The following is a 24558-nucleotide window of genomic DNA, read 5'->3' as shown; positions in this document are numbered from 1 at the left end:
GCATTTTTGCCGCTTTTCGTACCAAAAAAGCAGGCAAATATCGTCTTCCAGAGGATTAACGTATTGCCTGGCCCTCACAACAGGCTTTGACCGCCTCAAACAGTAACCTGACACCCGCGGAGAGCTGCTTGCGGTGCGGGCAGATCATGTTCAGCGGCACGCTCTCGCCCTGATAGCTTTTCATTAATACCTGCAGCCGACCGGCGCGGACATCTTCCGCCACGTCGAGCCAGGATTTGTAGGCCACGCCCGCTCCGGAGACCGCCAGACGGCGGATCACCTCGGCATCATCACTCATCATGGAGCCGCTGACGTTCACGCTGTGCATCTCCCCGTCGCGGAAGAAGGTCCAGCGATCGTGAAGACGCCCGCGCAGAACAAAGGTCAGGGCGTTGACCCGGCTTAATTCATCGGGATGGTTCAGGTCACCGTGGCGGGCGACCCACTCGGGGGAAGCCACCAGCACGCGGCGGTTGTCGGGGGCGACGGGGAGGGAGATATAGGACGCATCTTCCGGCATGCCGTAGCGAAAGGCGATATCCACCGGATCCTTAAAGACATCGGCTACCTGGTCGGAGAAAAAGATGCGCAGCCGCAATGCCGGGTAGCGCTCATCGAAGGCCTGAAACACCGGCAGCAGCAAGTTGCGGCCTAAATCCGACGGGACGGCAATCTGCAGGGTGCCGGAGATCTCCTCTTCCGGGGTCTGGATTTTTTGCATCCCGGCATACATCGCATCCAGCATCTGGCGCGCGTAGGGGAGCCAGGCCTCGCCTTCCGGCGTTAAGCGCAGGCTGCGGGTGGAGCGCGCAAACAGCCGGATGGCCAGGGTTGACTCCAGCCGTTTGATGGCGGCGCTGACCTGCGCCGGCTGGACGCCCGCCTCTCGTGCCGCATCGCTGAAGCTGCTCAGGGCAGCGACGCGAACGAACAGTACCAGATCCTCAAGCCGCACCATTTTCATCTCCCGAGTATAAGTCTTGTCTCCGCGAGGCTATTTTTCCCGTCACAGCTTCGCTTTACCATCAAATTATTGCGACACAGTGGATAAAACGCCGGAGAGATTATGAAAGCCATTGCCATTACCCGTTCTGCACCCCACAACATCGACGCCCTGCACGAGATTGAGCTGCCGAAGCCAACGGCGACAGGGCACGATCTGCTGATTGAAGTGAAAGCCATCTCCGTCAACCCGGTGGACACCAAGGTGCGCGCCGGGTTTAGCGGAGATACGCCGCGGGTCCTCGGCTGGGATGCCGTGGGCGTTGTTACCGCAGTGGGCGAGGCGGTGACCCTTTTCGCGCCGGGGGATGAAGTCTGGTATGCCGGAGCCCTGGGCCGGGCGGGCAGCAACAGCGAATATCAGCTGGTGGACGAGCGCATTGCGGCCCTGAAGCCAAAATCCCTGGATAACGCCGCCGCCGCCGCGATGCCATTAACGGCCATCACCGCGTGGGAGATGCTGTTCGATCGGCTGGGCGTTCAGGAGCAGGGTAACGAAGGCGATACGCTGCTGATCGTCGGTGCCGCGGGCGGGGTGGGGTCAATCCTGGTGCAGCTGGCGCGCAAGCTGACGAAAATGACCGTTATCGGCACGGCCTCGCGCCCGGAAAGCCAGCAGTGGGTGCGGGAGGCGGGGGCGCATTATGTTATCGACCACAGCAAGCCGCTGTCGGAAGCGCTGGCCGCACAGGGCATCAACGAGGTGACCCACGTCGCCAGCCTGAACCACACCGAGGCGCATTACGCTGAAATCATTAAGGCTCTGGCGCCGCAGGGCAAACTGGCGCTGATTGACGATCCCGAGACGCTGGATGCCCGCCCGCTGAAGGCGAAGAGCATCTCCCTGCACTGGGAGTTTATGTTCACCCGCTCAATGTTTGAAACCCGGGATATGATCGCCCAGCATCAGCTTCTGACCCGCGTGGCAGGACTGATTGACGACCAGGTGATTACTACCACGCTGGGCGAGCACTACGGGACGATCACGGCGGCGAATGTGCAGAAAGCCCACGCTCAACTGGAAACAGGGCGTGCGGTCGGGAAGATTGTGCTGGAAGGGTTCTGACAGGTGGTAATGGCTTTGGCTGGATGAATTGAGGGTACAAAAAAGCCCGCAGGCTTGCGCCGTGCGGGCTTTCAGGACTTCGTATCAGGCTCTGGTGACCGTTAACAAAGAATTTTGGTGGAGCTGGCGGTGGGGGGTGCGGTACTGTTCGAGTGTGTGGCGAGCCTGTGAGGCGGTCAGGATAAGTTCAAGAAAAGGCCGCCCGGAGGATGAGGGAAATCAGTTATTTAGACATTGTTACTGTTGTTCCTTAAAGCACTCACCTCCTGTCTATGCATTAATCTGATGCATTCGGGCCTATTCCAGCTTTAGCCTCGCTATGCTCCTGCATGAAAACAGGCCCACGAAGCGCGCAGGCGTGGCGGGGAGAGCACTGCGCGCTGATAATTTTGGTTAATGAATTATATTTATTGGTCGCTCGGCACTGATAGAATATGCGTCATATAGGGTAACAATGAGTCTGAACGGATGAGCCTGGATCTTAACGAACAAAAATTATTCATTAATTGTCTTGAGCTTGATATGCTCAGGGACCAAACCCTGTAAAATTCTCAAACTTGAAATGGAGTTCCAAATGATTGCATCGATACTTGCTAACGAATATATAAGTGCTTTTGGATATATGGTTGGTGTCGTTTCTGGTGTTATTGCTATATATCAAACCATGCAGGTTTCTAAGAAACAAAATGAGATAGAACAGCTTAATATAACAATCAATGAGCTGAATTCACAAATCACAACTATTACTACAAATAAAAACACTATTTCCCAAGGAGAACGCTCTCAATATTTTCAAGATAATAATGGCCCTGTTAATATTGATAATCGGGGGTAATTATGTCTTCAGGCGTAAGTTTTCAAGATAATGTAGGGCCTGTACTCATAAATAATCAGCCAAGAGTCTTGCGGGCTAGTGTTATTGGGAAGTTGGTTGAGATCATTTCTAGTTCTGAAGGTGGGGGGCAAAGCCTAAGAAGGACTGCGTCAGAAATTAATGGGAAAATTTCTTTTAATGATCTGAAAAGAAATCGTTGGGTTGCAGAGTTGTATAAAGAAGATGCATTGTTGGTTGATAATTCAGTCAAAACATTAGATAGTATAATTTATCAAGGCAGCGTCAAGCTAAAAAGACAATTTAGAAACTATTATAATGCTGCGTTAGGGCGGTATGGTCTTTATGAAAAGCCATACGATATGAGCATTATAAAGAAAAATTCAGATAATATTGTAGATGAGGTCGTTTTCTTGGCCTTGGAGACTGTCAATTCTTGCTCTGAATTAGGAACTGAATTTTTACAAGAGGATATTGATTACGGCATTCGTATGATTGTTAGTTATTCCATTATTGAATGCATTGTATTGGAGAATCCTAATGATTACAATTGATACGGATCCTAAAGCTAATCCTATATATATAGGTGGTTTGATTCTTCGGGTTTTTAGAGATAATGATTCCAGGATTATTGATATCACTAATTTATTTGAAATGGTAAATGATACACTTGAATTATCTTTTGATCTTTTTCTTTACTCTTTAGACTGGCTCTTTATCATTGGTACGGTTCAGTTAGATGGGAATGGAGATATTATCTATGCGGCTCAATAAACTCACTATATTAAAAAACAATCAGGTCGTGAGGGCGGTTGAATTTAAAGATGGTTTGAACTTAATCGTTAACAAACGTACTTCTGGAAAGGAAAGTGGGAATAGTGTTGGTAAATCTACACTATCACGAGTCTTAGATTATTTATTTATGTCATCAGGTCATGATATTTACCATGATGCTGAATTTAAGAAAGATATTCCTGAAATAGTCTCGCTGATTAATGAGAATGTTTTATTGTTTAAATTGGATTATAGTACGGTAGAAAACAAAAAAGCCAGCGTCTCAAGAATAATTTCTACAGATGAGAAAAACTCAAAGTATTTTGTAGATGATGTTGAGGTTGATAAGAAAGAGTATTCTGATCTTATTTCACGGTCAGTCTTTGGTTTGACAACCGAAAAACCATCATTAAGAAATGTTTCGCATAAATTTATTAGAAATACGAATGAAAAAATGCAAATGACTCTTAATTTTCTGCATGGTAACACTACTGCAGATGTTTATGACATGCTGTATTTATTCCTGTTTGGTTTCAATGGATTGCCGCTTATAAAGAAAAAAGGGGATTATAATAAAGAAATTAAAAAACAAAAGACATACTTGACTGCATACAGAACCCCTCATCGAGAAACTGTACTATCAAAAATGATAAAACCTCTTAAGAAAGAAATATTAGAGGCTGAAAAAAACATAAAGTCCTTTGATTTTAAAGATAGCCATGCTGATAGTCTGAAAAAATTATCACAAATACAGGCTGTTATCAGTGATTTTTCTTTGACGTATGCCGAGTTGAATATGCGAGTACAGAATATTGAAGACTCAATATCCTCACTCCAAAATAATATAACACAGATTGTAGAAGATGATTTGATTGATATATATCGTTCGGCTGGTGTTTATTTTAAAGGTGAGCTCAAAAAATCATATGAGGAGATGGTCTTATTTCATAATGATGTTATCAGTAATAAGATTGTTTTTCTTGAGTCGGAGTTATTAAAGAAAAAACACGAAGTTAACCTAGTTAATTTAGAAATAAATAGTTTGCATGAATTAGAGTCTTCTTTATTTAAAACCATTAAAGAACCTGAAACACTAAAGTCTATCAATCAACTCTACAATAGATTAACTGAATTGCGTGAAAATTATGCGAGTATAGAATCCAATCTTACACGTATTAATGAGACTAATGAGCAAATAAAGTTGCTAGAGTTTAATCGAGAAAAATTGCTCTTGGAAATTGATTTGGCAGTTAAGGGCTTAGAGAAAAATATTGAAATATTTAATGAATTTTTTGGAGATTTAACTAAGGAAATCTATAACGAAAGATATATTTTTGATTTATCCTTTGATAAAGATAAAGGAAAGTGTAATTTTGATATATCTTGCGTTACACCAAATAGTAATGGAGGGAAAAAGAAAGGGGAGATAACAGCATTTGACTTGGCGTATATTAAATTTGTTGATAAAGTAAAATTAAAAAGACCAACGTTTGTTATACATGATAGTATTGAAGATGTTGATGTGAATCAAATTAGGGATATATTTTCTGAAGCAAATAGTATTAATGGGCAATATATTGTTTCCATCCTAAGTGATAAATTTTCTGACAAGGAAGATTTAAAATTGATGGCGGATAACTCGATCCTTGAGCTATCTTCAACGAATAAATTCTTTAAAGTGTAATTATATAAGTTTTAATCAGTAACAAACTCACCCCACCATATCATGAGTTCAGTCCTTTTATTTAAGTACGTTGAGCGGTTATAAGCTCTTCGTACTTCATTTTTATCACTATGAGCTAGGGCTGCTTCGATAACATCGGCATTAAAACCAGCCTCATTCATTGCAGTACTTGCGATAGATCGCATACCGTGCGCAACTAGTTTTCCTCCGAATCCAATCCGCTTCAAGGCCGCATTTGCAGTCTGACTATTCATAGGTTGCTTTGGGTCATTCCTACTGGGGAAAACATGTTCACGATGAGCACTAATCGGTTTCATCACTTCCAGAATATCTAATGCCTGAGGCGATAAAGGAACAATGTGTTCACGCTTAGCCTTCATCCGTTCGGCGGGAATCGTCCAGAGTTTGGCATCAAGATCGATCTCGACCCACCGAGCACCAGAAGCCTCGGAAGGGCGCACAAGTGTCAGGAGCTGCCACTCAATTAAGCATCGAGTCGGTACAGACAGGTTCGACATAACCAAAGAACGCATTAACTTTGGCAATTCTTCAGGCCTCAGCGTAGGCATGTTTTGCTTTTTGGGTCTTCCAAAAGCCATGCCTACGCCTGATGCCGGATTAGCATCAATCAGGCCCGTGTTGACTGCGTAAATCATGATTTCGTTAATGCCCTGTACTAGGCGACGTACGGTTTCAAGTGCACCACGCGCTTTGATTGGTTCCAATGCTTCTACGATCGTTCTGGCTTTGAGCTCCTGAACAGGTATTGCGCCAATAGCTGGAAAAACGTCTTTATCTAATGAACGCCAGATATCTTTCGCATAATCCTCAGTAACGCTTTTGCTCTTGAGCCGGAACCAATTGGCGGCCACATTCGAGAAAATACTATCCAACTCTATCTGCCGCTGCTCAGAGGCTTGCTCTTCCTGCTGCTGGGGATCGATGCCGTGCGCGAGCGTAGTTAAGTGTTGGTCGCGTATCTCACGAGCTGCTGCGAGTGAAAGGGCAGGGTATGAGCCGAGACTTAAATTGGTTCGGCTACCACTAACCGGGGCTGGTAACGGAAGCGCCAAAGTTTTTTGCCAGAGGTTTTTACGAGTAAGAACAAGCCGTCACCGTCGTGAAGGGTGAAGTCTTTTTCCCGAGGTTTAGCTTTTAGAATTTCGTTGTTAGTGAGGAGGCGCATGATGCGCGCCATGTCTGGATCCCTTCCATAATTGGTACACGTTTAATGGACCACAGTATAGCGTGTACCTAAATGTGTACCAATTTCTACTGGACTCAGGCGGATTGCCTCGGACAGATACAGACACAAAAAAGCCCGCAGGCTTGCGCCGTGCGGGCTTTCAGGACTTCGTATCAGGCTCTGGTGACCATCAACAAAGAATTTTGGTGGAGCTGGCGGGAGTTGAACCCGCGTCCGAAATTTCTACATCCTCGGTACTACATGCTTAGTCAGTCTTTACATTCGCACGCCAGCTGCGGACAGACACGCCACTAACGAACTAGCCTGATTAGTTTTAGCACTTCAGCCCCAGGCAGGACTTCCATGCGATCTCTTTTGGGTTTGACCTCTCTTGATCCCCGTCTTAAGAGCGGAAGCTAGGGAGAGAGGGCTCTTAGCAGGTTATTAAGCTGCTAAAGCGTAGTTTTCGTCGTTTGCGACTATTTTTTTGCGGCTTTTTACGAGGCAAACCGCCCCTCGGCATGCACCTTGGGTTTCGCAAATCCCGTCGAATCCAGAATCAGCCCCAATAGTGTTACAGCAAGTATACCAGAATTCGCAGCCCGGATACCAGTCCGGAACGCTAACTTATTGAATCGCTCAATAAGTGCCCGGATATTAACGGCCTGCGTGCTTCATGATGCGCGCTTTATCAACCTGCCATTCGCGATCTTTGGCGTCGTTACGTTTGTCGTGCTGCTTCTTACCTTTCGCCACGCCAATTTTCACTTTGCACCAGGCGTTCTTCCAGTACAGCGACAGAGCGAGGACGGTATAACCTTCGCGGTTGATGCGTCCGAAAAGGGAATCCAGCTCGCGCTTGTTCAGCAGCAGTTTACGAGTGCGGGTGGGATCGCAGACGTAGTGGGACGAGGCGACCGTCAGCGGCTGAAAGTTCGCGCCAAACAGAAAGGCTTCGCCGTCTTTAAAGATAACGTAGCTGTCGCCGATGTTGGCTTTACCCGCACGCAGCGATTTAACTTCCCAGCCCTGTAACGCAAGGCCAGCTTCGAATTCTTCTTCAATGAAATACTCGTGGCGGGCACGCTTGTTGAGCGCAATGGTTGCCGAGCCAGGTTTATGTGCTTTTTTCTTCGTCATAAGTGTCGTGAAGCCGTAGGTAATCTGATGTCAAAAAGTCACCTCATTGCGTCCTGTGAGGTCTAACGCGCTATATTAGCACGAGATGAGGCTCAGCGTTTTTTTAACAGGTGATAAATGCTATTATTTGTCGGTTGTTTGATCAGGAAAAATGCTATGCCTCAGATTAGTCGTACTGCGCTTGTCCCCTACAGTGTGGAACAAATGTACCAGTTAGTGAACGACGTTCAGTCATATCCGGAGTTTATCCCGGGGTGTACCGGGAGCCGCGTGCTGGACTCAGGCCCGACGCAAATGACTGCAGCGGTGGATGTTTCCAAAGCTGGGATCAGCAAGACGTTCACCACCCGTAACACCCTGACCGATAACCAGAGCATTCTGATGCATCTGGTGGATGGCCCGTTCAAGAAATTGATGGGTGGATGGAAGTTCGTCCCGCTCAGCGCCGATGCCTGCCGGATCGAGTTCCATCTCGACTTTGAGTTTACCAACGCCCTGATTGAGCTGGCGTTTGGTCGTGTGTTTAAAGAGCTGGCGGCGAATATGGTCCAGGCCTTTACGGTGCGCGCCAAAGAGGTCTACAGTGCCGGCTAACATCGTGGTGGAAGTGGCCTACGCGCTGCCGGAAAAGCAGTATCTGCAGCGCGTAACCCTGGAAGAGGGCGCCACCGTTGAAGAGGCGATCCGCGCCTCCGGCCTGCTGACGCTGCGCAGCGATATCGATCTGGCAAAAAACAAAGTCGGGATTTACAGCCGTCCGGTCAAACTGGGCGATAGCGTGAGGGACGGTGATCGGGTTGAAATTTATCGCCCGCTGATTGCCGATCCGAAAGAGCTGCGTCGCCAGCGCGCGGAGAAGTCCGCTAAATAAGTTAGCTTCCCCGGTGGCGCTGCGCTTACCGGGGCTACAGGCTGCGATAAAACAAAAAAAGGTGCTCAATGAGCACCTTTTTGCATTTCTGAAACCTTACTCTTTGGTGAGCGCCGGTTTGTTGTCGATGTTGGTCAGTACGCCGCTGCTGCTGAAGGTCAGCGTCAGGGTCTGCTGGGACACATCTTCATGGCCTGGCTTCTGGCGGAACACGTAGAACCAGGTATTGGTGCCGAATGGATCGGACATCATCGGGGTACCCAGGGCATAGGCAACCTGCTGCTGCGTCATACCGACACGAATTTTAGACACATCGTTAGGAGCGAGATAGTTCCCCTGGTTGATGTCAGGGCGGTAAACCACTTTTTCCAGAGTGGAGCAGCCTGCGGTCATCATCAGAAGAACCGCTGCGGCAGCGGTCAGCGTTTTACAGCGCATAGTGATTTGATTCCTTTTCCGGCCCGGGCAATACGCGACGGCTCATATGTAATATGCCGATGATAATAGACCTTTCACCACATTAAAACCTCTGGCGTCAGGTCTGTCGGCGTTTTTATTGTTCTGTATGACCCTGAGATACCGAAAAAGTTTACGCGGCCAGCAGTTCTTTCGCGTTCGCCAGCGTGTTGCGGGTGACTTCGCTGCCGCCCAGCAGACGGGCCAGCTCCTGCAAACGGGCGCGTTTATCCAGCGGCTGCATGTGCGTTTCGGTCATCTCGCCGTCAGTTTCTTTGCTGACGAAGAAGTGATGGTGGCCGCAACCGGCAACCTGCGGCAGGTGGGTCACACACATAACCTGGGTGGACTCGCCAAGCTGACGCAGCAGTTTACCGACTACCGCCGCGGTAGGACCGCTGATACCGACATCCACTTCATCGAAGATCAGCGCCGGGGTTTCCATTTTCTTCGCCGTGATCACCTGAATCGCCAGGGCGATACGCGACAGCTCACCGCCGGACGCGACCCGGGAGATAGCCTGCAGCGGCTGGCCCGGGTTAGTGGTCACGCGGAATTCAATGCGGTCTGCCCCTTCGGCCGTCAGGTGATTGTCTTCGAGCTTCACGTCGATAGTGAAAACGCCGTGCGGCATGGACAGCAGATGCATGCTCTCTGTGATGTGCTGGCTCAGCTCCTGAGCGTAACGCTGGCGGACATTGTGCAGCTGCGTGGCGGTTTGCATCGCCTGCTGATGATGCACGCTGACGGCCAGAGAGAGGGTCTCCAGCGAGTCGGCCTGATCGTCGAGCTGATGTTGCTCATCAAGCAGGGACTGGTGGAACGCAGGCAGCTCCTCAGGCGAAACGTGGTGTTTACGCGCCAGAGAAATTTGGCGCGAAATGCGCTGTTCCAGCTCAAACAGACGGTTGGGATCGAGATCAAGACGCTCGCAGTAGTGACGCAGCTCGTCACTGGCTTCAGAGATCTGAATCGCCGCCTCTTCCAGCATATCCAGCATACCGGACACTTTGCTGTCCATGCCCGCCAGCTCGGTCACTAACTGGCGCACGGTATAGAGCTGGCTTTGTAGATTCACATCCTCGCCATCGGCCATCAGGTTCAGCGCCTGCTGGCTGGTGGAGAGCAGCTGACCGCTGTTGGCGAGACGTTTGTACTCTTCGTCAATCTGCTCAAACTCGCCCGGCTGCGGGCTGAACTCGTTCAGCTCTTTCAACTGATAGGCCAGCAGTTCGGCACGGGCTGCCCGCTCCTGGCTCTGCTGTTGATGCAGCGCCAGTTCACGGCAGCTTTGGTGCCACTGACGATAGTGCGCTGCCATCAGCTGCATAAGGTCAGACTCACCGGCATAGCCGTCGAGTAAGGACTTCTGCTGCTCAGGTTTGATCAGCTGCTGATGGGCGTGCTGACCGTGGATCTGGATTAACAGCTGGCCCAGTTCGCGCAGTTGGGACAGCGGCACCGCGGTACCGTTAATAAAGCCACGGGAGCGGCCGTCGCTGTTGAGGACACGGCGAAGTAAGCACTCACGCCCATCTTCAAGCTGGTTCTGTTCAAGCCAGCGCAGGGCGGCAGGGGTATCTTTCAGGGAGAAACGGGCGCAGAGATCGGCGCGGCTGGCGCCAGCGCGAACCATGTCGCCGTCGGCACGACCGCCAAGGCACAGCCCGAGCGCATCAATCGCAATAGATTTACCGGCACCGGTTTCCCCGGTGATAGCTGTCATTCCGCTGTTGAAATCAATTTCGAGCTCACGAACGATGGCGAAGTTGCTGATGGTCAGTTGTGCCAGCATAAACGTTTTCCTGTATGAAAAACCATAACTGTGTTTGTGTACAGTATAAACTGGTTTTTTATACAGTAAAGTCCTGGATGCTATTTCAGAACAATTTTTTCGACCAGCCGAGCTTGGAGCTTAATGTGTTGAAATAGCTGTAGTCTTTCGGGTGGATCAGATTCAGGTGATAATCGCAGCGGCGAATGAGCACATCTTCCCCTTCCTGAATGGGCAGCGCGATTTGGCTGTCGCAACTGATCTCCAGGTCGTTACGGCGGTGCGAGAAGCGCAGCCGGATGGTGCTGCTGCTGTTGATCACCAGCGGGCGAGCCGAGAGAGTATGCGGGAACATCGGCACCAGCGTGATGGCATCCAGCGACGGGGTGAGGATCGGGCCGCCCGCTGAGAGCGAATAGGCCGTAGAGCCGGTGGGAGTAGAGATAATCAGCCCATCGGAGCGCTGCGAGAAGGCAAAGATTTCATCGATATAGACTTCGAACTCAATCATGTGCGCTACTTTTCCCGGATGTAGTACCACTTCATTAATGGCGGTGCTGATCCGCTTCTGGCAATCCTGCTGGCACACCTGGGCTTCCAGTAAAAAACGTTTTTCACTGATGTAGTGCCCTTCCAGCACGTCGGCGAGCTGCTGCTGGGCGTTATCCGGATCGAGGTCGGTTAAAAAGCCCAGATTGCCACGGTTGATGCCGATGACTTTAATATCGTAACGGGCAAGGGTTCGCGCGGCGCCGAGCATATTGCCGTCGCCCCCGACCACCACCGCCAGGTCGGCCTGCTGACCGATTTCCGCCAGCGTGCCGGTTTTGACATTGGTAAGCTGCAGTTCCTGGGCAATCTGTTGTTCAACAATCACATCGTAGTTTTTCGCGCACAGCCAGCGATACAGCATTTCATGTGTCGTCAACGCAGTAGGGTGACGTGGATGACCGACAATCCCAATACACTTGAAATGGTTGCTCATTTTCTGAAGGTCCTTGTGCGAATGAATGATGACAATGTGGCTTGTTCCCTTGAATCCCGGAAACTGATCCCCATAATAAGCGAAGTTAGCGAGTTGAATGCAGAAAAACGCGGAGAAATTCATGAGTAGTAAAGAACAGAAAACGCCTGAGGGGCAAGCCCCGGAAGAAATTATCACGGAGCAGCACGAAGAGGTTGAGGCTGCAGAGCCTGAGGCTGGTGCTGAGCAGGTGGATCCGCGCGATGAAAAAATTGCGAATCTGGAAGCTCAGGTAGTTGAAGCCCAGAATCGCGAGCGCGATGGCATCCTGCGTATCAAAGCGGAAATGGAAAACCTGCGTCGCCGTACCGAGCTGGACGTTGAAAAGGCGCATAAATTTGCGCTGGAGAAGTTCGTCAACGAACTGCTGCCGGTTATCGACAGCCTGGATCGCGCGCTGGAAGTAGCGGATAAAGCGAACCCGGACCTGGCCCCGATGGTTGAAGGGATCGAACTGACGCTGAAATCCATGCTCGATGTGGTGAAGAAGTTTGGCGTGGAAGTGGTTGCCGACACCAACGTGCCGATGGATCCGAACGTGCATCAGGCAATTGCGATGGTGGAGTCTGAAGACGTTGCTGCCGGTAACGTGCTGATGGTGATGCAGAAAGGCTATACCCTGAACGGTCGTACCATTCGCGCGGCGATGGTCTCCGTGGCGAAAGCTAAGGCGTAACTCGCCTCCCGTAGTGCCGGGTGGCGGCTTCGCCTGACCCGGCCTACAATAGCTTACTCCGCGACGCTCTCCCTGAGCGGTTTAACCGGCAACACTCTCACCTGCTTAATCATATTGTCCTGCACGTCCAGGATATCAATATCATACTGGCCAATACGCACCCGCGTACCTGCCGCCGGGATCTCCTCCAGCGCTTCCAGAATCATGCCGTTAATGGTGCGGGCTTCCTCTTCCGGCATCTGCCAGTTAAAGGCTTTGTTCAGTTCACGAACGTTCGCGCTGCCGTCAATCAGCACCGAGCCGTCGTTCTGCGGCGTGACCTCTTCGGCGAGGGAAGGGGACATGGAGGTGGTGAAGTCGCCCACGATCTCCTCCAGAATATCCTCTACCGTCACCAGACCCTGAATATCGCCATACTCATCGACCACCAGACCCACTTTCTTTTTGTTGCGCTGAAATTTAATCAGCTGGGTGCTGAGCGGGGTGCCTTCCGGAATGTAATAGATCTCATCCGCCGCCCGCAGCAGCACCTCTTTGGTGAACTCTTTTTTCTCGGTCATCAGACGATAGGCTTCGCGCACGCGCAGCATGCTGATGGTGTCATCCAGCGAATCCCGGTACAGCACGATGCGGCCATGCGGGGAATGGGTCAGCTGGCGGACAATCGCCTTCCAGTCATCGTTGATGTCGATACCGACGATCTCGTTGCGCGGCACCATGATGTCGTCGACGCTGACCTTTTCCAGATCCAGCACTGACAGCAGCATATCCTGGTTGCGGCGGGAAATTTGCGAGCGTGATTCATGCACGATAGTGCGCAGTTCATCCTTGCTCAGCGCGCTGCTGATCACCACATCCGCTTTAATGCCCACCATGCGCATCAGCACTCGCGTCACGCCGTTTAACAGCCAGACCAGCGGCATCATCAGGATGAGTAATGGCGCCAGCAGGAAACTGCTGGGATAGGCGACCTTCTCGGGGTAGAGCGCGGCGACGGTTTTCGGTAGCACTTCGGCAAAAACCAGTACCACAAAGGTCAGCACCCCGGTGGCGATGGCGACCCCGGCGTTGCCGTACAGACGCATGCCGACAATGGTGCCCAGCGCAGAGGCGAGAATGTTGACCAGGTTATTGCCGATAAGCACCAGGCTTATCAGGCGATCCGGTTTGCGCAGCAGTTTTTCCACGCGACGGGCGGCCCGGTTACCCTGTTTGGCGCGATGACGTAACCGGTAGCGGTTCAGCGTCATCATGCCGGTTTCTGAGCCGGAGAAATAGGCGGAGATAACCACCATAACGATCAGGGTGATGATCAGCGTGGTGGTGGAGATGTGTTCCAGGGGGAACTCCTTGGTTGCTTAGCCGGCGATCTGCTGGATGATGCGGCTACCAAAATAAGCCATTGTCAGGAGGCCTGCTCCCGCAACGTTAAACCAGACTACGCGGCGACCGCGCCAGCCTTCATGATAATGGCCCCATAACAGGACAATATAGACAAACCACGCGATGATGGAGAGCACGGCCTTGTCGATATTCTCCATGCTGAAGAGATTGTGCATATAAAACAGGCCGGTACTCAGCGTGAGCGTCAGCAAGACTACCCCGACCTGGGTGATGTGAAACATCTTGCGCTCGATGGTCATCAGCGGCGGCATTTCATTGCTGAAGGCCAGTTTTTTGTTCTTGAGCTGGTAGTCAATCCAGGCCAGCTGGAGCGCGTACAGTGCGGCAATGATCAGCGTCGCATACGAGAACAGCGACAGGCCAATATGCACCATCATCCCCGGCGTGGTTTCAAGGTGGGTGATGAACTCGTTTGGCACAAAGGTGGCAAAGGCGAGGTTGATCAGCGCAAAGGCGTAGACAATCGGCAACAGCAGCCAGCCGCGGTTTTTCGAGGCCACAATGGTCATCACCGTACAGATCATCAGGCTGACCAGCGACCCGACGTTAAGCAGGCTCAGGTTTTGCCCGCTGCCGTCTCCCGGCAGAATGCGCGCTTCGAGCGCAAAGGCATGACTTATCAACGCGATGACAGCCGACAAAATAGCCATTCGCCGCCAGCCGCTGTTTTTTTGTAGCAGGCCAGGGATGATCAGCGCGAGGCTGACAGAGTACGCCACAAGGGCGATCAGTGCGAAAACAGGCATAGAGGTGTCGACAGTTATCCTGATGAGAAAGAGAGGCAGTATAACGTTACGTGACGCGTGCTCCAACCGTTGCATAACAACAAAGGCGGCATCATGTTATACTGCGGCAAAATTCTGTGTACGTGTCGCGTCAGCGACCTAACGTTTCTACCCCAGGCGAGAGACAATGTTTGATAATTTAACCGATCGTTTGTCGCGCACGCTGCGCAACATCAGCGGCCGTGGACGCCTTACCGAAGACAACATCAAAGAGACGCTGCGCGAAGTGCGCATGGCACTGCTTGAAGCAGACGTCGCGTTGCCGGTCGTGCGTGATTTCATCAACCGCGTTAAAGAGAAAGCGGTTGGTCATGAAGTGAATAAGAGCCTGACCCCGGGTCAGGAGTTTGTCAAAATCGTCCGTAACGAACTGGTTTCGGCGATGGGCGAAGAGAACCAGAGCCTGAACCTCGCGGCGCAACCGCCAGCGGTAGTGCTGATGGCCGGTCTGCAGGGTGCGGGTAAAACCACCAGCGTCGCTAAGCTGGGTAAATTCCTGCGCGAGAAGCACAAGAAGAAAGTGCTGGTCGTCTCTGCTGACGTCTATCGCCCGGCGGCGATCAGACAGCTGGAGACCCTGGCTGAACAGGTTAGCGTCGACTTCTTCCCGTCTGACGTGTCGCAGAAGCCGATCGACATCGTTAATGCGGCGCTGAAAGAAGCGAAGCTGAAGTTCTTCGACGTGCTGCTGGTGGATACCGCCGGTCGTCTGCACGTTGATGAAGCGATGATGGACGAAATCAAACAGGTACATGCCGCGATCAATCCGGTTGAAACCCTGTTTGTGGTCGATGCCATGACCGGTCAGGATGCGGCGAATACGGCGAAAGCGTTTAACGAAGCACTGCCGTTAACCGGTGTTGTTCTGACCAAAGTGGACGGCGACGCCCGCGGCGGTGCGGCGCTCTCTATTCGTCATATCACCGGTAAGCCGATTAAATTCCTCGGCGTCGGCGAGAAGACCGACGCGCTGGAGCCGTTCCACCCGGACCGTATCGCTTCCCGTATCCTCGGCATGGGCGACGTGCTGTCGCTGATCGAAGATATCGAGAGCAAAGTTGACCGCGCGCAGGCCGAGAAGCTGGCGACCAAGCTGAAAAAAGGCGACGGTTTCGATCTGACCGACTTCCTGGAGCAGCTGCGCCAGATGAAGAACATGGGCGGTATGGCGAGCCTGATGGGCAAGCTGCCGGGCATGGGCCAGATCCCGGACAACGTAAAATCGCAGATGGACGATAAAGTTCTGGTGCGGATGGAGGCGATTATCAACTCCATGACGCTGAAAGAGCGTGCCAAGCCAGAAATTATCAAAGGCTCCCGTAAACGCCGTATCGCGGCGGGCTGTGGGATGCAGGTCCAGGACGTTAACCGCCTTCTGAAGCAGTTCGACGACATGCAGCGCATGATGAAGAAGATGAAGAAGGGCGGTATGGCCAAAATGATGCGTGGGATGAAAGGTATGATGCCCCCAGGCTTCCCTGGGCGTTAATCGGCCTTTTACGGCGGATTAGCAACTGTTGATTGCATTTTCCCCAGAAATCAGTAAAATTTTCGGGCTTTTAATATGACACCGGGCTCCTTCCCTCCGATGGAGCCCGGTGTTTTATTCACACAAGAGGATGTTATGGTAACTATTCGTTTAGCACGTCACGGCGCGAAAAAGCGTCCGTTCTACCAGGTTGTTGTTACTGACAGCCGTAATGCACGCAACGGTCGCTTCATCGAGCGCGTTGGTTTCTTCAACCCACTGGCCGCTGGCGCAGAAGAAGAAACCCGTCTGGATCTGGATCGTATCGCTCACTGGGTTGGCCAGGGCGCTACTGTTTCCGATCGCGTTGCTACGCTGATCAAAGCAGCAAACAAAGCAGCTTAATCTGTCACGGTGGTCATGATGAGCAAAAAAGCACCTGTTGAACCGATTGTATTGGGCAAAATGGGTTCTTGCTACGGTATCCGTGGCTGGCTCAGAGTGTTTTCCTCCACCGAAGACGCTGAAAGCATTTTTGACTATCAGCCCTGGTTTATCCAGAAGGCGGGTCAGTGGCAAGAGGTCGAGCTGGAAAGCTGGCGTCACCACAATCAGGACATCGTCATCAAGCTGAAAGGCGTTGACGATCGCGATGCCGCGAATGCACTGACTAATTGTGAAATTGTCGTGGATTCGTCGCAGCTGCCTCAGCTGGAAGATGGCTACTACTGGAAAGACCTTATCGGTTGCCAGGTAGTGACCACTGAAGGTTACGGTCTGGGGAAAGTCATCGATATGATGGAAACCGGATCCAATGACGTTCTCGTCATTAAGGCGAACCTGAAAGATGCGTTCGGTATCAAGGAGCGGCTGGTTCCGTTCCTCGATGGGCAGGTTATCAAGAAAGTCGATCTCGCTACTCAAACCATTGAAGTAGATTGGGATCCTGGTTTTTAAATTCTCCTGAAAACGGTAAAAGACGGCGCTATGTGGATTGGCATAATTAGCCTGTTTCCTGAAATGTTCCGCGCGATTACTGATTACGGGGTAACTGGCCGGGCAGTAAAAAATGGCCTGCTGAGCATCGAAAGCTGGAGTCCACGTGACTTTACTCATGACCGGCACCGTACCGTGGACGAACGTCCTTACGGCGGCGGACCGGGGATGCTCATGATGGTTCAACCCTTACGGGATGCCATCGCAGCAGCAAAAGCCGCGGCAGGTGAAGGCGCAAAGGTGATTTATCTGTCACCTCAGGGACGCAAGCTTGATCAAGCGGGCGTCAGCGAACTGGCAACGAATCAGAAACTGATTCTGGTGTGCGGTCGCTACGAAGGGATAGATGAACGCGTAATTCAGACCGAGATTGACGAAGAATGGTCTATCGGCGATTACGTTCTCAGCGGTGGTGAGTTACCGGCAATGACGCTGATTGACTCCGTTTCCCGGTTCATTCCGGGAGTACTGGGCCATGAAGCATCAGCAACAGAAGACTCTTTTGCTGATGGATTGCTGGACTGTCCACACTATACCCGTCCTGAAGTGTTAGAAGGGATGGAAGTACCGCCGGTATTACTGTCGGGAAACCATGCCGAGATTCGTCGCTGGCGCCTGAAGCAGTCGCTGGGCCGTACCTGGCTTAGAAGACCTGAACTTCTGGAAAACCTGGCTCTGACTGAAGAGCAAGCAAAGTTGCTGGCCGAGTTCAAAAAAGAACACGCGCACCAGCAGCAGAAACATGATGGGATGGCCTGAGGCCCCCGAATATCAGTTTACCCAGGATAAGAGATTAAATTATGAGCAACATTATTAAGCAAATTGAACAAGAGCAGATGAAGCAGGACGTACCTTCCTTCCGTCCGGGTGATACCGTGGAAGTGAAAGTATGGGTTGTTGAAGGTTCCAAAAAACGTCTGCAGGCATTCGAGGGCGTGGTTATCGCTATTCGTAACCGCGGTCTGCACTCTGCATTCACTGTTCGTAAAATTTCCAACGGCGAAGGCGTTGAGCGTGTCTTCCAGACTCACTCTCCGGTAGTTGACAGCATTGCTGTTAAACGTCGTGGTGCTGTACGTAAAGCTAAACTGTACTACCTGCGTGAGCGTACTGGTAAGTCTGCTCGTATTAAAGAGCGTCTGAACTAAGATTCGCTTAAGCGACATCCTGTAAAAAGGGCTGGCCGAAAGGCTGGCCCTTTTTTTATCTCTGTGTGCTCTGCACGTTAACCTTGCCGTCATAAATCGTTTACAATGCCCGGGCTTTGACGGAGGGGAAGTGACGATAAAACAGCATCAGGCACAGTGGCAACGTATCGCGGCAGGTCTCGCGTTATTTGCGATCCTGATGATCGTCTTTGCGCCGCTGGTCTCTGTCTCGTTGCAAAAAGATCCCATGAGCGCCATGCCGGGTATGCACCACGACATGAGCATGATGACGGAGCACCATGCGCCGTCTGACAGTATCCCTGTCGACCATGCCGAAGCCTGTGGGTACTGCGTGCTGCTGGCCCACGTGCCGGGCGTTATCCTGGCCCTGGTGCTGCTGTTAAGCGCGGTCTTACTCCGACAACGTCTCACGCCACCGCGACCCACCGTACACCATTGGCATTTCTTCCCCTGGCTCTGTCCCGATACCCGCGCGCCACCGCACCTGTCTGCTTAATCCGCGTAAAAAAACGTACACCCCGGTGTATCGATAACTTTTTGCCTTAAAAAGGGAAAGCATGACTACCTGCACTCCGCGCGCAGCATGGGGCAACCTGCTGCGTCGTCTTCACTTCTATATTGGTCTGTTTGTCGGACCGTTTATCTTTATCGCCGCGCTCTCCGGAACGCTGTATGTCGCAACGCCGCAGCTGGAAAATGCGCTTTATCATCACGCGTTGTTCAGCGAGACCGGGGGCACCGCACGTCCCCTTGCCGAGCAAATCGCCGTCGCGGAAAAGGTGACCGGGGGCGAGCTGCGGCTACAGGCGATACGTCCTGGCCTGACAACAGGGGAAACCACCCGGGTGATGTACATTGACCCGGCGCTGAATGCCTCGGAAAACCGGGCCATCTTTATCGATCCGGTGAGCCTGGAGGTGCGCGGAGATATGACCGTCTACGGCACCAGCGGCATTCTGCCGTTACGCCAGAAAATTGATTATCTGCATCGATCTTTGCTGCTGGGAGAGGCGGGACGTCTTTACAGCGAGCTGGCAGCATCGTGGATGTGGATCGCCGCGCTGGGCGGGATTGCCCTGTGGTTCTATACCCGGCCAAAAAGGCGCATCAATAACCGATTTCAGAATCGCCGTCGTCTGCATGTCTCCCTCGGCTGGAGCCTGTTGCTGGGGATGCTGCTTTTCTCGGCCACCGGCCTGACCTGGTCCCAGTGGGCGGGGGGGAATGTGGATAAACTGCGGGCAGAGATGAACTGGCTCACACCGCAGGTGAACACGCAGCTGCATGGCCCGGCTGAAAAAGCCGATCCGCATGCTGAGCACCAGGGTCATCACATGACCATGCCGATGCCGGAGATGAAGCCGGACCTGGCCCTCTATGACGGCGTGCTGCAGGCGGCAAATGCCGCGGGCATTGATGCCACGAAGCTGGAGATCCGCCCGGCGAAGCGTGCTTCTCAGGCGTGGACGGTGACGGAGATCGATCGCGGCTGGCCGACGCAGGTTGATGCCGTAGCCGTGGACCCCGCGACCCTGACCGTTGTGGATCGCACCCGCTTTGCGGATTACCCGCTGATGGCCAAACTGACCCGCTGGGGTGTGGATTTCCACATGGGTGTGCTGTTTGGCCTGCCTAATCAGCTGGTGCTGATCGCCTTTGGACTCGCACTATGTGTCATGATTGTATGGGGCTACCGGATGTGGTGGATGCGTCGCCCCCGGCAGACGGCGACGGAACCGGCCCAGACGCTGTGTCAGAGCTGGCTGGCGCTACCTGTAGGGCGCCGCGCTGTGTGCGTTGTCGTTAGCGTTCTGCTGGGCCTGGCAATGCCGGTGATGGGTTGTAGCCTGCTGCTGTTGGTTATTGCTGACGTGCTTGTATTAAAGCGCGTGTGAACGACCACAGTGCTTTCACAGCATCAGAAAACCTGTAGATAAAAAAGGGGGTAGCATCATGCTAACCCCCTTTTTTAACGCTTATTTGCAAGGTCGTCCATCGGGTGACAAACCCCAGTTAACACGCCTGCCAGGTATTACTCTTTTGGTGGGTATTTCGTTTTATTGAGATCGCTGTCAAGGTCGTTTTTATCGACTTCAACTTCCTGTCGACGAACCGTGTCTTTCACCGTTTCAGCACGCTCTGTGGTTTCTGTACGCAGGCCGACTTCTTCGCGGACATAAGTCGTTTTATCTACCACTGGCTCCTCATGAGACTCTTCAACTTCAAGCGTCTTCTCGGACCAGTCCACATCGTTAAGATAACCCGGTTCGTTAATGGCAGAACGGAAAACGCTGGCATGCTGGGCGGTAAGAGAGATATCTCTCGAGACCTCATCTTCAACCGTATAGCGGCGCAGACGAACTTTACCATCGCTCACCCGGCGTTTACTAACGTCGATCTGCTCTTCGGCCAGCTTCAGCGTTTCACGGCTATCGTCTTCTCTGTAAGCCGGATTCGCCTGAATATCATCTGAAACACGCTCCGGATAATCTGTTGGCGCGTCGTAATCTCTTGAGGTTGTATCTGAGACACGTCCTGCGACACCCGATGAAACAGTGCCTCCGCTGACATAGTCAGCATCGCCAGGTAGCGGTTTATTGGTCACGATATCTTCATCTAAAAGAGGATCGGCCGTGTTCACTCCAGGCTGTCCTTGAGTGCGGTTACCCACATCATTCGTTTCACCGAGGTAATTTTTACCATAGAGATCGTTACCTGGGCCGCTGTTTACAGCATAATCATTTGAATAGGTATCCAGCAGGTTTTCAATTCTGCCTGCGTCATCCTCATCAACCCGAGCCGTCAGCAGTACGCCGCCTGCCCGGATGGCTTTGCTGTATTCTGCTGCATAGTTATCATCGACATCATCGCCGAACAGACGCTGCCAGAAGCTTGGGTGGCGAATCTCTTTGTCTTCAACATGTAATCTTTCGCCCGCAATAATATCGATGTCATCCTCTGGTACACCTTCGGCAATAAGTTTCTGTTTAGCAACTTCCGCCTGCTGCGGTTGGGTGAACGCCGTAACGATTTTTTCATGTGCCATATTTCATATTCCTCATGTTAAGTCGTAAAGGATGTCATTCATCTTCCGTTGAAATAATAATTTCCTGAGAACGCAATGTGATAATTTCCTGATGTCTCTCGGTACTGCGTTTCTTAATAATGTGGATTTCTTCAGTAAGAACGTAATGTTTAATTATTTCAACACGCTCTTCAATAATGGGGATGATCGTTACATCACCTTCCTGCCGGATTTGAGGAATATTTTGCGCTTCCAACACTTCGTTTTTGGCGAAGCGCTTGATGTCCGCATTCTCCTGCGTCAATTCGGCGGTAATATTTTTCTCGTCGACCCGCGTGGCGCGGGTGATACGTACGCGGCGATCTACAACTTTCTTCGTACCCAACTCAAGGCGCTCTTCTGCGAGGGTAACGGTGTGCCGCTTTTTTCCGTCATCGTATTTATCCGTCATGTTTTACCCGGGATATTACTATTTAAATAAAAGCCTTAAATCAGGATTAACCAAGGTAGGCTTATGAAATTGTTTACCAATCTTAATTAAGCATAGATCAAAAAAAACGTGGGCCAGAAAAAAGCCCAAGTAAATTGTTAGCATAAGTAAATTTATGCGACGGGATCTAATTTACGCAAATGGCATAAGAATATTCCGTAAATTCTCCGTGCCTCCAGATTAATATATATCGAAAGTTATCTTATTGGTATTAGTCACTATTAACGACAAAAATGTAATGTCGCCAGTATTTCTTTCATTAAAAACAATCAATATTGCGAAACTGTTTCTCTTGTGAAATGTAGTAATTTTTTTATAAGCAAAAGGGCGAGCTTAAGTTAAACAAAAAATCCACTAAATGTAATGATAAGTTTACGGATTTACCGTTTTTATGACTTTTTTAATAGCAATGTAACGTAATGTTTACGAATTGTGGATTGCAATCTTTACTCGGTGTGGTATCGTTGGGCTTCCTCATCGAGGAAACAACTATCGCAAACGAGCTTCCAGGATCGCAATCATGCAAAAAGACGCGCTGAACAACGTACATATTAGTGATGAACATATTCTGATCACCCCGGATCAACTGAAAGCGGAATTCCCGCTGAGCGTTGAGCAAGAGGCGCAAATTGCGCACTCCCGCCAGACCATCTCCGACATTATTGCCGGGCGCGATCCGCGTCTGCTGGTGGTATGTGGTCCGTGCTCCATTCATGATCCAGAAACCGCCATCGAATATGCGCACCGTTTTAAAGCTCTGGCCGAGGAGGTCAGCGATAGCCTCTACCTGGTCATGCGCGTCTATTTTGAAAAACCCCGCACCACTGTCGGCTGGAAAGGGTTAATTAACGATCCGCACATGGATGGCTCGTTTGATGTGGAAGCTGGCCTGAAGATTGCGCGTAATCTTCTGGTGGAGCTGGTTAACATGGGCCTGCCGCTGGCAACGGAAGCGCTGGATCCGAACAGCCCGCAATACCTGGGCGATCTGTTCAGCTGGTCCGCCATTGGCGCACGTACCACTGAATCACAAACTCACCGTGAAATGGCCTCCGGTCTCTCAATGCCGGTTGGCTTTAAAAACGGTACCGACGGTAGCCTGGCAACAGCCATCAATGCCATGCGTGCTGCGGCCATGCCGCACCGATTTGTCGGCATCAACCAGGCCGGCCAGGTCTGTCTGCTGCAGACTCAGGGCAACCCGGATGGCCACGTCATCCTGCGCGGTGGCAAAGCGCCAAACTACAGCCCGGCAGATGTTGTCCAGTGTGAAAAAGAGATGGAACAGGCGGGACTGCGCCCGGCACTGATGGTAGATTGCAGTCATGGTAATTCGAATAAAGATTACCGTCGTCAGCCTGCGGTGGCGGAATCCGTCGTCGCGCAGATCAAAGATGGCAACCGTTCGATTATTGGCCTGATGATTGAGAGCAACATCCATGAAGGCAATCAGTCATCCGAACAGCCGCGCAGCGCCATGAAGCACGGGGTTTCCGTAACCGATGCCTGCATCAGCTGGGAAACCACCGATGCGCTGCTGCGTGAGATCCACAAAGATTTGAACGGCCAGCTGGCGACGCGTCTGGCTTAAGAGGTTTGTTATGGTTGCTGAATTGACCGCCTTGCGCGATCAAATTGACGAGGTGGATAAGGCGCTGCTGGATTTGCTGGCGCGCCGTATGGCTCTGGTTGCTGAAGTCGGCGAAGTGAAAAGTAAATACGGTTTGCCGATTTACGTGCCGGAGCGCGAAGCCTCTATGCTGGCATCCCGGCGCAAAGAGGCCCAGGCGCTGGGCGTTTCGCCGGATCTGATTGAAGATGTGCTGCGCCGCGTGATGCGTGAGTCTTACTCCAGCGAAAACGACAAAGGTTTCAAAACGCTCTGTCCGACCCTGCGTCCGGTGGTGATTGTTGGTGGCGGCGGACAGATGGGACGTCTGTTTGAGAAGATGCTGACGCTCTCTGGTTACCAGGTGCGTATTCTCGAAAAAGAGGACTGGGCCCAGGCGCAGACGATGGTTGCTGATGCGGGCATGGTCATTGTCAGCGTCCCGATTCATGTTACCGAAGATATTATTGCTAAACTGCCACCGCTGCCGGAAGACTGCATTCTGGTCGATCTGGCCTCGGTAAAAAATGGTCCGCTGCAGGCGATGCTGGCCGCGCATAACGGTCCGGTGCTCGGGCTCCACCCGATGTTCGGCCCGGACAGCGGCAGTCTGGCGAAGCAGGTAGTCGTCTACTGCGATGGTCGTCAGCCTGAAGCCTACCAGTGGTTCCTGGAGCAGATTCAGGTGTGGGGCGCGCGGTTGCACCGGATCAGCGCCGTCGAGCACGATCAGAATATGGCCTTTATCCAGGCGCTGCGCCACTTCGCAACCTTCGCGTATGGCCTGCACCTGGCGGAAGAGAATGTTCAGCTTGAGCAACTGCTGTCGCTGTCGTCACCGATCTATCGTCTCGAACTGGCGATGGTCGGACGGCTGTTTGCCCAGGATCCACAGCTTTATGCAGATATCATTATGTCTTCGGGCAATAACCTGGCGCTGATCAAGCGTTACTACCAGCGTTTTGGGGAGGCGATTACCCTTCTGGAACACGGCGATAAGCAGGCGTTTATCGACAGCTTCCGTAAGGTAGAACACTGGTTTGGCGATTATGCCCAACGCTTCCAGAGCGAGAGTCGCATTCTGCTACGGCAGGCGAATGACAGTCGCCAGTAATCTGATGATGTAT

26 protein-coding genes, 1 other RNA gene and 1 pseudogene are annotated in these 24558 nt (G+C 51.6%); 17 read left to right on the top strand and 11 right to left on the bottom strand.

Annotated elements, in window-relative coordinates; all coding sequences use genetic code 11:
• Positions 1 to 55: 55 nt before the first annotated feature.
• Positions 56 to 958: a LysR family transcriptional regulator gene (locus G7090_RS17690; protein WP_166183458.1), complete on the bottom strand. Its 903-nt coding sequence runs from the start codon at positions 956 to 958 to the stop codon at positions 56 to 58.
• A gap of 108 nt (positions 959 to 1066) precedes the next feature.
• Between G7090_RS17690 and G7090_RS17685 the strand changes: the two genes are divergently transcribed.
• The 5 genes from G7090_RS17685 to G7090_RS17665 all read left to right on the top strand — a co-directional run bounded on the left by G7090_RS17685 (position 1067) and on the right by G7090_RS17665 (position 5358).
• Entirely contained in the window at positions 1067 to 2068 is a 1002-nt protein-coding gene (locus G7090_RS17685; RefSeq protein ID WP_166183455.1) for a zinc-binding alcohol dehydrogenase family protein, read from the top strand.
• 574 nt (positions 2069 to 2642) lie between these two features.
• Positions 2643 to 2903, top strand: a complete 261-nt coding sequence (locus G7090_RS17680; RefSeq protein ID WP_166183453.1) for a hypothetical protein — start codon at positions 2643 to 2645, stop codon at positions 2901 to 2903.
• A gap of 2 nt (positions 2904 to 2905) precedes the next feature.
• Entirely contained in the window at positions 2906 to 3454 is a 549-nt protein-coding gene (locus G7090_RS17675) for a hypothetical protein (protein ID WP_166183451.1), read from the top strand.
• Complete coding sequence (locus tag G7090_RS17670; RefSeq protein ID WP_166183449.1) at positions 3441 to 3674, top strand: ABC-three component system middle component 6; 234 nt, start codon at positions 3441 to 3443, stop codon at positions 3672 to 3674. The genes G7090_RS17675 and G7090_RS17670 overlap by 14 nt, the downstream gene beginning before the upstream one ends.
• Positions 3661 to 5358, top strand: coding sequence for a DUF2326 domain-containing protein (locus G7090_RS17665; RefSeq protein ID WP_166183447.1), 1698 nt, complete (start codon positions 3661 to 3663; stop codon positions 5356 to 5358). The genes G7090_RS17670 and G7090_RS17665 overlap by 14 nt, the downstream gene beginning before the upstream one ends.
• A gap of 11 nt (positions 5359 to 5369) precedes the next feature.
• Here G7090_RS17665 and G7090_RS17660 read toward each other — a convergent pair.
• From G7090_RS17660 to smpB, 3 genes and pseudogenes are all read right to left on the bottom strand, one after another.
• A pseudogene (locus G7090_RS17660) lies at positions 5370 to 6556 on the bottom strand (integrase domain-containing protein).
• A 192-nt stretch (positions 6557 to 6748) separates the two neighbouring features.
• Positions 6749 to 7111, bottom strand: a transfer-messenger RNA (tmRNA) gene (gene ssrA / locus G7090_RS17655).
• Between the two features lie 90 nt (positions 7112 to 7201).
• On the bottom strand, positions 7202 to 7684 hold the full coding sequence (gene smpB / locus G7090_RS17650; protein ID WP_039030084.1) for an SsrA-binding protein SmpB: 483 nt from the start codon (positions 7682 to 7684) through the stop codon (positions 7202 to 7204).
• 156 nt (positions 7685 to 7840) lie between these two features.
• Between smpB and G7090_RS17645 the strand changes: the two genes are divergently transcribed.
• Both G7090_RS17645 and G7090_RS17640 read left to right on the top strand, forming a co-directional pair.
• Positions 7841 to 8278 (top strand): type II toxin-antitoxin system RatA family toxin, encoded by a 438-nt coding sequence (locus G7090_RS17645; RefSeq protein WP_207630083.1) that lies wholly within the window; start codon positions 7841 to 7843, stop codon positions 8276 to 8278.
• Positions 8268 to 8555 carry an RnfH family protein gene (locus G7090_RS17640; RefSeq protein WP_166183444.1) on the top strand — a complete coding sequence of 96 codons (288 nt, stop codon included), beginning with the start codon at positions 8268 to 8270 and terminating at the stop codon, positions 8553 to 8555. Before G7090_RS17645 ends, G7090_RS17640 begins: the two co-directional genes overlap by 11 nt.
• A gap of 96 nt (positions 8556 to 8651) precedes the next feature.
• On the opposite strand, the gene bamE is transcribed toward G7090_RS17640, so the two are convergent.
• The 3 genes from bamE to nadK form a co-directional block, all read right to left on the bottom strand.
• A complete protein-coding gene (gene bamE / locus G7090_RS17635; RefSeq protein ID WP_166183442.1) occupies positions 8652 to 8993 on the bottom strand; it encodes an outer membrane protein assembly factor BamE in 342 nt (113 codons plus the stop codon).
• Between the two features lie 151 nt (positions 8994 to 9144).
• A complete protein-coding gene (recN, locus tag G7090_RS17630) occupies positions 9145 to 10806 on the bottom strand; it encodes a DNA repair protein RecN (RefSeq protein WP_166183439.1) in 1662 nt (553 codons plus the stop codon).
• An 85-nt stretch (positions 10807 to 10891) separates the two neighbouring features.
• A complete protein-coding gene (gene nadK, locus G7090_RS17625) occupies positions 10892 to 11770 on the bottom strand; it encodes an NAD(+) kinase (RefSeq protein ID WP_077227861.1) in 879 nt (292 codons plus the stop codon).
• A 121-nt stretch (positions 11771 to 11891) separates the two neighbouring features.
• On the opposite strand from nadK, the gene grpE reads away from it, so the two are divergent.
• Positions 11892 to 12485, top strand: a complete 594-nt coding sequence (gene grpE, locus G7090_RS17620) for a nucleotide exchange factor GrpE (protein WP_146145537.1) — start codon at positions 11892 to 11894, stop codon at positions 12483 to 12485.
• A gap of 53 nt (positions 12486 to 12538) precedes the next feature.
• On the opposite strand, the gene G7090_RS17615 is transcribed toward grpE, so the two are convergent.
• The gene (locus tag G7090_RS17615) at positions 12539 to 13825 is read right to left on the bottom strand and encodes an HlyC/CorC family transporter (RefSeq protein ID WP_106994993.1); all 1287 of its coding nucleotides are present in this window, start codon (positions 13823 to 13825) and stop codon (positions 12539 to 12541) included.
• A gap of 18 nt (positions 13826 to 13843) precedes the next feature.
• On the bottom strand, positions 13844 to 14635 hold the full coding sequence (locus tag G7090_RS17610) for an inner membrane protein YpjD (protein ID WP_106994994.1): 792 nt from the start codon (positions 14633 to 14635) through the stop codon (positions 13844 to 13846).
• Between the two features lie 166 nt (positions 14636 to 14801).
• On the opposite strand from G7090_RS17610, the gene ffh reads away from it, so the two are divergent.
• The 7 genes from ffh (at position 14802) to G7090_RS17575 (ending at position 20202) form a co-directional block, all read left to right on the top strand.
• Positions 14802 to 16163 carry a signal recognition particle protein gene (gene ffh / locus G7090_RS17605; RefSeq protein ID WP_166183435.1) on the top strand — a complete coding sequence of 454 codons (1362 nt, stop codon included), beginning with the start codon at positions 14802 to 14804 and terminating at the stop codon, positions 16161 to 16163.
• A 135-nt stretch (positions 16164 to 16298) separates the two neighbouring features.
• Positions 16299 to 16547 (top strand): 30S ribosomal protein S16, encoded by a 249-nt coding sequence (gene rpsP / locus G7090_RS17600; RefSeq protein WP_003863133.1) that lies wholly within the window; start codon positions 16299 to 16301, stop codon positions 16545 to 16547.
• A 15-nt stretch (positions 16548 to 16562) separates the two neighbouring features.
• Positions 16563 to 17099: a ribosome maturation factor RimM gene (rimM, locus tag G7090_RS17595; protein WP_370635116.1), complete on the top strand. Its 537-nt coding sequence runs from the start codon at positions 16563 to 16565 to the stop codon at positions 17097 to 17099.
• Between the two features lie 30 nt (positions 17100 to 17129).
• Positions 17130 to 17897 carry a tRNA (guanosine(37)-N1)-methyltransferase TrmD gene (trmD, locus tag G7090_RS17590; RefSeq protein WP_106994998.1) on the top strand — a complete coding sequence of 256 codons (768 nt, stop codon included), beginning with the start codon at positions 17130 to 17132 and terminating at the stop codon, positions 17895 to 17897.
• Between the two features lie 41 nt (positions 17898 to 17938).
• Positions 17939 to 18286: a 50S ribosomal protein L19 gene (gene rplS / locus G7090_RS17585; RefSeq protein ID WP_006178051.1), complete on the top strand. Its 348-nt coding sequence runs from the start codon at positions 17939 to 17941 to the stop codon at positions 18284 to 18286.
• Positions 18287 to 18416: 130 nt separating this feature from the next.
• Positions 18417 to 18803: a DUF2946 domain-containing protein gene (locus tag G7090_RS17580; protein WP_256367576.1), complete on the top strand. Its 387-nt coding sequence runs from the start codon at positions 18417 to 18419 to the stop codon at positions 18801 to 18803.
• 61 nt (positions 18804 to 18864) lie between these two features.
• Entirely contained in the window at positions 18865 to 20202 is a 1338-nt protein-coding gene (locus G7090_RS17575) for a PepSY domain-containing protein (RefSeq protein WP_166183433.1), read from the top strand.
• Positions 20203 to 20339: 137 nt separating this feature from the next.
• Here G7090_RS17575 and G7090_RS17570 read toward each other — a convergent pair whose 3' ends face one another.
• On the bottom strand, positions 20340 to 21353 hold the full coding sequence (locus tag G7090_RS17570) for a YsnF/AvaK domain-containing protein (RefSeq protein WP_166183431.1): 1014 nt from the start codon (positions 21351 to 21353) through the stop codon (positions 20340 to 20342).
• 34 nt (positions 21354 to 21387) lie between these two features.
• Entirely contained in the window at positions 21388 to 21783 is a 396-nt protein-coding gene (locus G7090_RS17565; protein WP_106995033.1) for a DUF2382 domain-containing protein, read from the bottom strand.
• A gap of 559 nt (positions 21784 to 22342) precedes the next feature.
• Between G7090_RS17565 and aroF the strand changes: the two genes are divergently transcribed.
• Both aroF and tyrA read left to right on the top strand, forming a co-directional pair.
• Entirely contained in the window at positions 22343 to 23413 is a 1071-nt protein-coding gene (gene aroF / locus G7090_RS17560) for a 3-deoxy-7-phosphoheptulonate synthase AroF (protein ID WP_166183428.1), read from the top strand.
• Positions 23414 to 23423: 10 nt separating this feature from the next.
• Positions 23424 to 24545, top strand: a complete 1122-nt coding sequence (gene tyrA / locus G7090_RS17555) for a bifunctional chorismate mutase/prephenate dehydrogenase (RefSeq protein WP_166183426.1) — start codon at positions 23424 to 23426, stop codon at positions 24543 to 24545.
• Positions 24546 to 24558 lie beyond the last annotated feature (13 nt).

The sequence above is a fragment of the Leclercia sp. 29361 genome (assembly GCF_011290365.1).
Lineage (GTDB): Bacteria > Pseudomonadota > Gammaproteobacteria > Enterobacterales > Enterobacteriaceae > Enterobacter > Enterobacter tamurae.
This window is presented reverse-complemented; position numbering and strand designations above follow the sequence as displayed.